General features: G+C 71.6%; 7 protein-coding genes. All 7 read left to right on the top strand.

Annotated features, from left to right (window positions below; translation table 11 throughout):
* Positions 1-975: zinc ribbon domain-containing protein (locus tag ACWDSL_RS51025; protein WP_450496311.1), on the top strand; the 975-nt coding region annotated here is incomplete at its 5' end.
* A 28-nt stretch (positions 976-1,003) separates the two neighbouring features.
* The gene (locus ACWDSL_RS51020) at positions 1,004-2,116 is read left to right on the top strand and encodes a CapA family protein (protein ID WP_450496310.1); all 1,113 of its coding nucleotides are present in this window, start codon (positions 1,004-1,006) and stop codon (positions 2,114-2,116) included.
* A gap of 28 nt (positions 2,117-2,144) precedes the next feature.
* Complete coding sequence (locus tag ACWDSL_RS51015) at positions 2,145-2,918, top strand: DUF2127 domain-containing protein (RefSeq protein ID WP_450496309.1); 774 nt, start codon at positions 2,145-2,147, stop codon at positions 2,916-2,918.
* A gap of 89 nt (positions 2,919-3,007) precedes the next feature.
* The gene (gene opcA / locus ACWDSL_RS51010) at positions 3,008-3,946 is read left to right on the top strand and encodes a glucose-6-phosphate dehydrogenase assembly protein OpcA (protein WP_450496312.1); all 939 of its coding nucleotides are present in this window, start codon (positions 3,008-3,010) and stop codon (positions 3,944-3,946) included.
* 145 nt (positions 3,947-4,091) lie between these two features.
* Complete coding sequence (locus tag ACWDSL_RS51005; RefSeq protein ID WP_450496307.1) at positions 4,092-5,189, top strand: LLM class flavin-dependent oxidoreductase; 1,098 nt, start codon at positions 4,092-4,094, stop codon at positions 5,187-5,189.
* Positions 5,186-5,857, top strand: a complete 672-nt coding sequence (locus ACWDSL_RS51000; protein ID WP_450496305.1) for an FMN reductase — start codon at positions 5,186-5,188, stop codon at positions 5,855-5,857. The genes ACWDSL_RS51005 and ACWDSL_RS51000 overlap by 4 nt, the downstream gene beginning before the upstream one ends.
* 25 nt (positions 5,858-5,882) lie before the next feature.
* A complete protein-coding gene (locus ACWDSL_RS50995) occupies positions 5,883-6,308 on the top strand; it encodes a tetratricopeptide repeat protein (protein WP_450496303.1) in 426 nt (141 codons plus the stop codon).
* Positions 6,309-6,452: the final 144 nt, after the last annotated feature.

Here is a 6,452-nt window from a genome sequence, read left to right as displayed (position 1 = left end):
GCCGAGGGCGCCCCCGCGTCCACCGAGATCACACTCACCGACGCCGAGCGCGCCCTGCTGGCCAAGCAGGCGAAGAAGCGGCGCGGCCGGGCGCGGGCACTGGAACGCTCCCGCCGGGCCACGAACACCGCCCAGTATGGGCTGTCGAAGAAGCAGGCCCGCCGCGCTGAGCGCCGCGCATCCAAGGGCCTGCGGGAGAAGACGGTCACGGTGCCGGGCGGTGCCCGCGCCGCACGCGCTGATGGGGTGCCGAAGCAGGGGTTCCGCCGTGACCGGCTGTCCGAGGGCTACCGCCAGCTACGCGCCCGCCAGGCCGAAGCCGCCGCCAGTGCTGCCGGGCACCGCCGCCACCGCGCCCGCCTGGTGGCGCGTGAGATCATCGCCGCCCACGGGGTAAACCTCACGGTGGAGGACTGCGACATCCGCACCTGGTACCGGCTGTGGGGCAAGCGCCTCTCCCAGACCACCCCCGGCATGTTGATCGCCGCCCTGGACCGGGAGTGCCAGGCAGCGGGCGGACGCCTCGTTCGCGCCTCCACCTGGTCCACGGCCCTGTCCCAGCACTGCCTGTGCGGTCAGCGGGTCAACAAAACGTTGCGCGACCGGGAACACAAGTGCGTCCCCTGCGGCCTGGTCGGCAAGCGTGACCTCGTATCGGCCGCCCTTGCCGCGTTCGTCCGCCTCGCTGATGAGGACGACCCCAAGACCGCGTACCTGGACACCGCGATGTCCCGGCACGCACAGATCACGTACGGACAAGGGCTGGAAGAGGCCCTGCGTGAGTCAACCACACCGAGCCCGACACCGGTTTGCCGGTCGGGACGCGTGGCAGTCCCCCGACAGCGGGAGACCTCTGCTCACCGAACCGCCGGAAGGCGGCCCCGAGCGACCCCGGATGAGACACGCCCCGCGCGTGACCACGCCGGAAAGCCCGGACGCCGCCCCGGCTGCGACCCCCAGCTCACTCTCTGGTGAATTGCGGAACAAGTCTTAGTTTGGGGGTATGGGCGGCGATGCGACGACGCTGTTCCTCTGCGGCGATGTGATGCTCGGCCGTGGCGTCGACCAGATGCTCCCGCACCCCGGGGATCCGGAGCTGCGGGAGCCGTACATCCGGGACTCCAGGGCGTATGTCGAGCTGACCGAGGAGGCACACGGACGGGTGCCGCACCCGGCGGACTACGCGTGGCCGTGGGGCGACGCGCTGCGGGTGCTGGAGGAGACGGCGCCCGACGCCCGGGTGGTGAACCTGGAGACCAGCGTGACCCGGAGCGACGAGTTCGCGCCGGGGAAGAGCGTGCACTACCGGATGAGCCCGGCCAATCTGCCCGCCCTGGCCGCGGGCCGGCCCGATGTCTGCGTCCTGGCCAACAACCACGTGCTGGACTTCGGCCGTCACGGCCTCGTGGAAACGCTCGATGCCCTGGCCGGGGCACGGCTGCGGGTGGCGGGTGCGGGGCGGGACGCCACCGCGGCGCGGCGGCCCGCGGCCGTTCCGGTCCGCGGTGGCCGACGTGTGCTGGTCTTCTCCTGCGGCACCGGGTCAAGCGGTATCCCGTACGAGTGGGCCGCCGCCGAGCACGACCCCGGCGTCGACTTCCTCCCCGAGCTGTCGGAGGCCCGCGCGGCCCGGTTCGCCCGCCGGATCCGGCAGCTGAAGCGGCCGGGCGATATCGCCGTCGTCTCCATCCACTGGGGCGGCAACTGGGGGTACCGCGTCTCCGACGACCAGATCCGCTTCGCACACGCGCTGGTCGACGGCGGCGCCGATGTGGTGCACGGCCACTCCTCGCACCACCCCCGCCCGCTGGAGGTGTACCGCGGCAAGCTCGTCCTCTACGGCTGTGGCGACTTCATCGACGACTACGAGGGCATCACCGGCTACGAGGAGTACCGGGACGATCTGCGGCTGATGTACTTCGTCGCGGTGGCCCCGGAAACCGGTGAGCTCGCCGGGATCCGGATGGTGCCCATGCGGGCCCGGCGGATGCGGCTGTGCCACGCCACCCTCGGCGACGCCCGCTGGCTGCGGACGGTGCTCGACCGGGCCAGCGCCGACTTCGGCTCCCACGTCGTCCTCGACCAGGACGGCGCCCTCTCCCTGGAGCGACCCTGACGGCCATCACCGGAACGGAGCGCTGAGCGTGAAGATCGACTGGAACCGGCGTACCTGCGCCCGGCGCGGCCACGTCACCTACGCACCGACCGAGCGTGAGCTGCGCGAGCGGCTGCGCGCCGCCACCGCGCTGGGCGAGGCCTGGCGCTGTCTGCGCTGCGGCGACTTCGCCCTCGGCGCGCCGCACGGCTCCGGCCCCGCGGCCGACGCCCCGCTCGTCACGCGCGGCAGGGCGCTGCGGGACCTGATCGTGATGCGTTTCATCGCCGCCGAGCGGATCGTCCGCGGGCTGTTCGTGCTGCTGGCCGCCGTCGCGGTGTGGCGGTTCAGCAACAGCCGGGCCGCGGTGCACCAGCTCTTCCAGGAGGATCTCACCGTCTTCCGGCCGGTCGCGCGCCACTTCCACTACGACCTCGACCACTCGCCGGTCGTCGACACCATCCGCAAGACCTTCGAGTACCGGCACTCCACCCTCGTGATCGTGGCCGCGGCGCTGGCCGCCTACGCGGCCATCGAGATCGTCGAGGGCGTGGGGCTGTGGCTGCTCAAGCGGTGGGCCGAGTATCTGGCGGTGGTGTCCACCGCCGCGTTCCTGCCGCTGGAGATCTACGAGCTGACCGAGAAGATCAGCTGGCTGAAGATCGCCACCTTGGTGGTCAACATCCTCGCCGTGCTCTACATCCTGTTCTCGAAGCGGCTCTTCGGGCTGCGTGGCGGCCGTGCCGCGTTCGAGGCGGAGCGGCACAGCGCCTCGCTGCTGGAGGTGGAGGCGGCGGCCGATCATCCGGTCATCCGGTCTTGATCATTCGTCCCGGCCGTGCGGGGGAGTGACGATACGCTCGGGCCGCGGACGAAACGCTGATGCGAGAACGGCAGGAGCTGGCGCGGGCCATGAACACCGACCTGACCAACACCACATCGAGCAAGATCAACGCGGCCTTGGTACAGGCCCGTAGGGCGATCGGCAGTCCGGCGGTCGGCATGGTGCTGACGCTGGTCATCGTCACCGATGAGGCCAACCACTACGACGCCCTCAAGGCCGCGGGCGAGGCATCGCAGGAACACCCCTCGCGGATCCTCGTGGTGATCAAGCGGCCCGGCCGCACCCCGCGCGAGCGCGGCAGCTCCCGACTGGACGCCGAGGTGCGCGTCGGCGGCGGCGACGGCAGCGGCGAGACCGTACTGCTGCGGCTGCGCGGTGAGATCGCCCAGCACCCCGAGTCGGTGGTGCTGCCGCTGCTGCTGCCGGACGCCCCCGTCGTGGTCTGGTGGCCGGTAGACGCCCCGGACCACCCGGTCAGGGATCCGCTGGGCAGGCTGGCGCAGCGGCGGATCACCGATGCGTACGCGGTCGAGCGCCCGCTGCGGGAGCTGGCGGCCCGCGCCGCCTCGTACGCGCCGGGCGACACGGACCTGGCCTGGACCCGGCTCACGCCCTGGCGTTCCATGCTGGCCGCCGCGCTGGATCAGGCGCGGGCCGCGGTGACCTCGGCGGTGGTGGAGAGCGAGGCGGACAATCCGAGCGCCGAGCTGCTGGCGCGCTGGTTCGCGGCCCGGCTGAAGGTGCCGGTCGAGCAGGTGGTCACCGACGGCCCGGTGGTCACGGGGGTCCGGCTGCGCACCGCCGCCGGGGACGTCCACATCGACCGCCCGGACGGTCCGGTGGCCACGCTGTCCATTCCGGGTCAGCCCGACCGTACCCTGGCGCTGAAGGTGCGCAGCACCGCCGAGCTGATCGCCGAGGAGCTGCGCCGGCTCGACCCCGACGAGGCGTACGCCGCCGCGCTGCGCGCCACGGTTCCGTCCGCCGCGCTCGGACAGCTCGGCTGACCCGTCTCAGGACCCCTCCCACCAGGCACGACGGCCGATCTGAAACGATGCCCCTCCCTCCGCCATGGGCGGGGGGAATAGGGGCGGCAGGTGTCACGTTCCGGGGATATAGTTGAATCGTAAACATCCTAGGAGGGTGAGACCGGTGCAGTTCGGGATTTTCACGGTCGGCGATGTCACGACGGACCCCACCACGGGTCGGGAGCCGACCGAGCACGAGCGGATCAAGGCGATGGTCACCATCGCCCAGAAGGTGGAAGAGGTGGGCCTCGACGTCTTCGCGACCGGTGAGCACCACAACCGCCCGTTCGTGCCCTCGTCCCCGACCACCATGCTGGGCTGGATCGCGGCCCGCACCGAGCGGCTGATCCTGTCCACCTCCACCACGCTGATCACCACCAACGACCCGGTGAAGATCGCCGAGGACTACGCGATGCTCCAGCACCTGGCCGACGGCCGGGTGGACCTGATGATGGGCCGCGGCAACACCGGCCCGGTCTACCCGTGGTTCGGGCAGGACATCCGCCAGGGCATCCCGCTCGCGATCGAGAACTACGCGCTGCTGCGCCGGCTGTGGCGCGAGGACGTCGTCGACTGGGAGGGAAAGTTCCGCACCCCGCTGCAGGGCTTCACCTCCACGCCGCGGCCGCTGGACGACGTGCCTCCGTTCGTCTGGCACGGCTCCATACGCTCGCCGGAGATCGCCGAGCAGGCCGCGTACTACGGCGACGGGTTCTTCGCGAACAACATCTTCTGGCCCAAGCACCACTTCCGGAAGCTGGTGAACCTCTACCGGGAGCGGTACGCGCACTACGGGCACGGCACGCCGGAGCAGGCCATCGTCGGCCTCGGCGGGCAGGTGTTCATGCGCCGTAACTCGCAGGACGCCGTCCGTGAGTTCCGGCCGTACTTCGACAACGCGCCCGTCTACGGCCACGGCCCCTCCCTGGAGGAGTTCACGGCCGAGACGCCGCTGACCGTCGGCAGCCCGCAGGAGGTCGTCGAGAAGACGCTGACCTTCCGGGACACCTTCGGCGACTACCAGCGCCAGCTGTTCCTCGTCGACCACGCGGGCCTGCCGCTGAAGACGGTGCTGGAACAGCTCGACCTGCTGGGCGAGGTCGTCGAGGAGCTGCGCAAGGAGTTCGCCAAGAACCGCCCGGCCGAGGTGCCGGACGGCCCCACCCACGCGTCGCTGGTGGCCCAGCGTGACGCCAAGGCCCTTGAGGAGGTCGCACAATGAACGATGTCGTACGGATTCCGCAGCAGGCCGGCGCCCCGCGGCCGGTGAGGCTCGCGGTCGTGTCGGCCGGGCTGAGCGTGCCCTCGTCCACCCGGCTGCTGGCCGACCGGCTGGCCGAGGCCGCCCGGCAGCGGCTGGCGGCGGACGGGCACGAGGTCGAGGTGCACGTGGTCGAGCTGCGCGACCTGGCCGGTGACATCGCGAACAACATGGTGACGGGCTTCCCCTCGGGCGCCCTGGAGGAGGCGATCGAGACCGTCACCGGCGCGGACGGGCTGATCGCGGTCACCCCGGTCTTCTCGGCCTCCTACAGCGGGCTGTTCAAGTCGTTCTTCGACGTGATCGACAACACGGCCCTGGCCGGCAAGCCGGTGCTCGCCGCCGCGACCGGCGGCACGGCGCGCCACTCGCTCGCGCTGGAGCACGCGCTGCGGCCGCTGTTCGCCTACCTGCGGGCGATCGTGCTGCCCACCGCGGTGTACGCGGCGTCGGAGGACTGGGGCGGCTCAGGCGATCCGCTCACCGACACCCTGCCCACCCGCATCGACCGCGCGGCGGGCGAACTGGCGGACCTGGTCGGCGGCCGCCGGGGCGCCGCGGCCCCCGAAGCCGAGGCCGAGGCCGTCGTGCCGTTCGAGCAGCAACTAGCCGCTCTGCGGCCCGAATGACCGCTCAGCTCAGGAAGGAGCTCACATGATCGACAACTTCAACAGCTACCAGCCCGACGGTGAGCCCACCGCCGACCGCTGGGTCACCGCGCTGAGCCTGTTCGACGACAAGGAGCGCGAGGAGACCACCGCGGAGCGCTGGGAGCGGGCCGGGCTGTACTTCGAGGCGAAGCAGTACGCCGAGGCCGCCCGCCTCCTCGTCCAGGTCGTCGAGGAGGCCCCGGAGCAGACCGCCCCGCGGCTGCTGCTGGCCCGCGCCTACTACCACTCCGCGCAGCTGAGCCGCGCCGAGGAGCAACTGCGTGAGGTGATCGCGCGCGACCCGGTCGAGCACTACGCCCATCTGATGCTGGGCCGTACGCTCCAGCGGCAGGGGCGCGCCGAGGAGGCCGGGACATGGCTGCGGATGGCCGAGGCGTTCTCCACGGGCCAGGCGCCCGAGCTGGACTGACCGGTCTGACCGGTCCGAGCGGACATGACAGGGCGGCGGCCGGACCTGAGGGTTCGGCTCTTCCGTGATGGTGGTGGACGATTCATCGCCGTCGGCCACGCTGCCCGGGACGTACGCGGAGTGCACCAGGGGCGGCAGGCGCTG

This window comes from Streptomyces sp. NPDC000941 (assembly GCF_053599555.1).
This window is presented reverse-complemented; position numbering and strand designations above follow the sequence as displayed.

What these genes read in the sequence shown, in the direction of transcription:
- opcA (WP_450496312.1), top strand. Translation starts at nt 3,008, where the DNA reads ATGAACACCGACCTGACCAACACCACATCGAGCAAGATCAACGCGGCC.
- ACWDSL_RS50995 (WP_450496303.1), top strand. Translation starts at nt 5,883, where the DNA reads ATGATCGACAACTTCAACAGCTACCAGCCCGACGGTGAGCCCACCGCC.
- ACWDSL_RS51000 (WP_450496305.1), top strand. Translation starts at nt 5,186, where the DNA reads ATGAACGATGTCGTACGGATTCCGCAGCAGGCCGGCGCCCCGCGGCCG.
- ACWDSL_RS51020 (WP_450496310.1), top strand. Translation starts at nt 1,004, where the DNA reads ATGGGCGGCGATGCGACGACGCTGTTCCTCTGCGGCGATGTGATGCTC.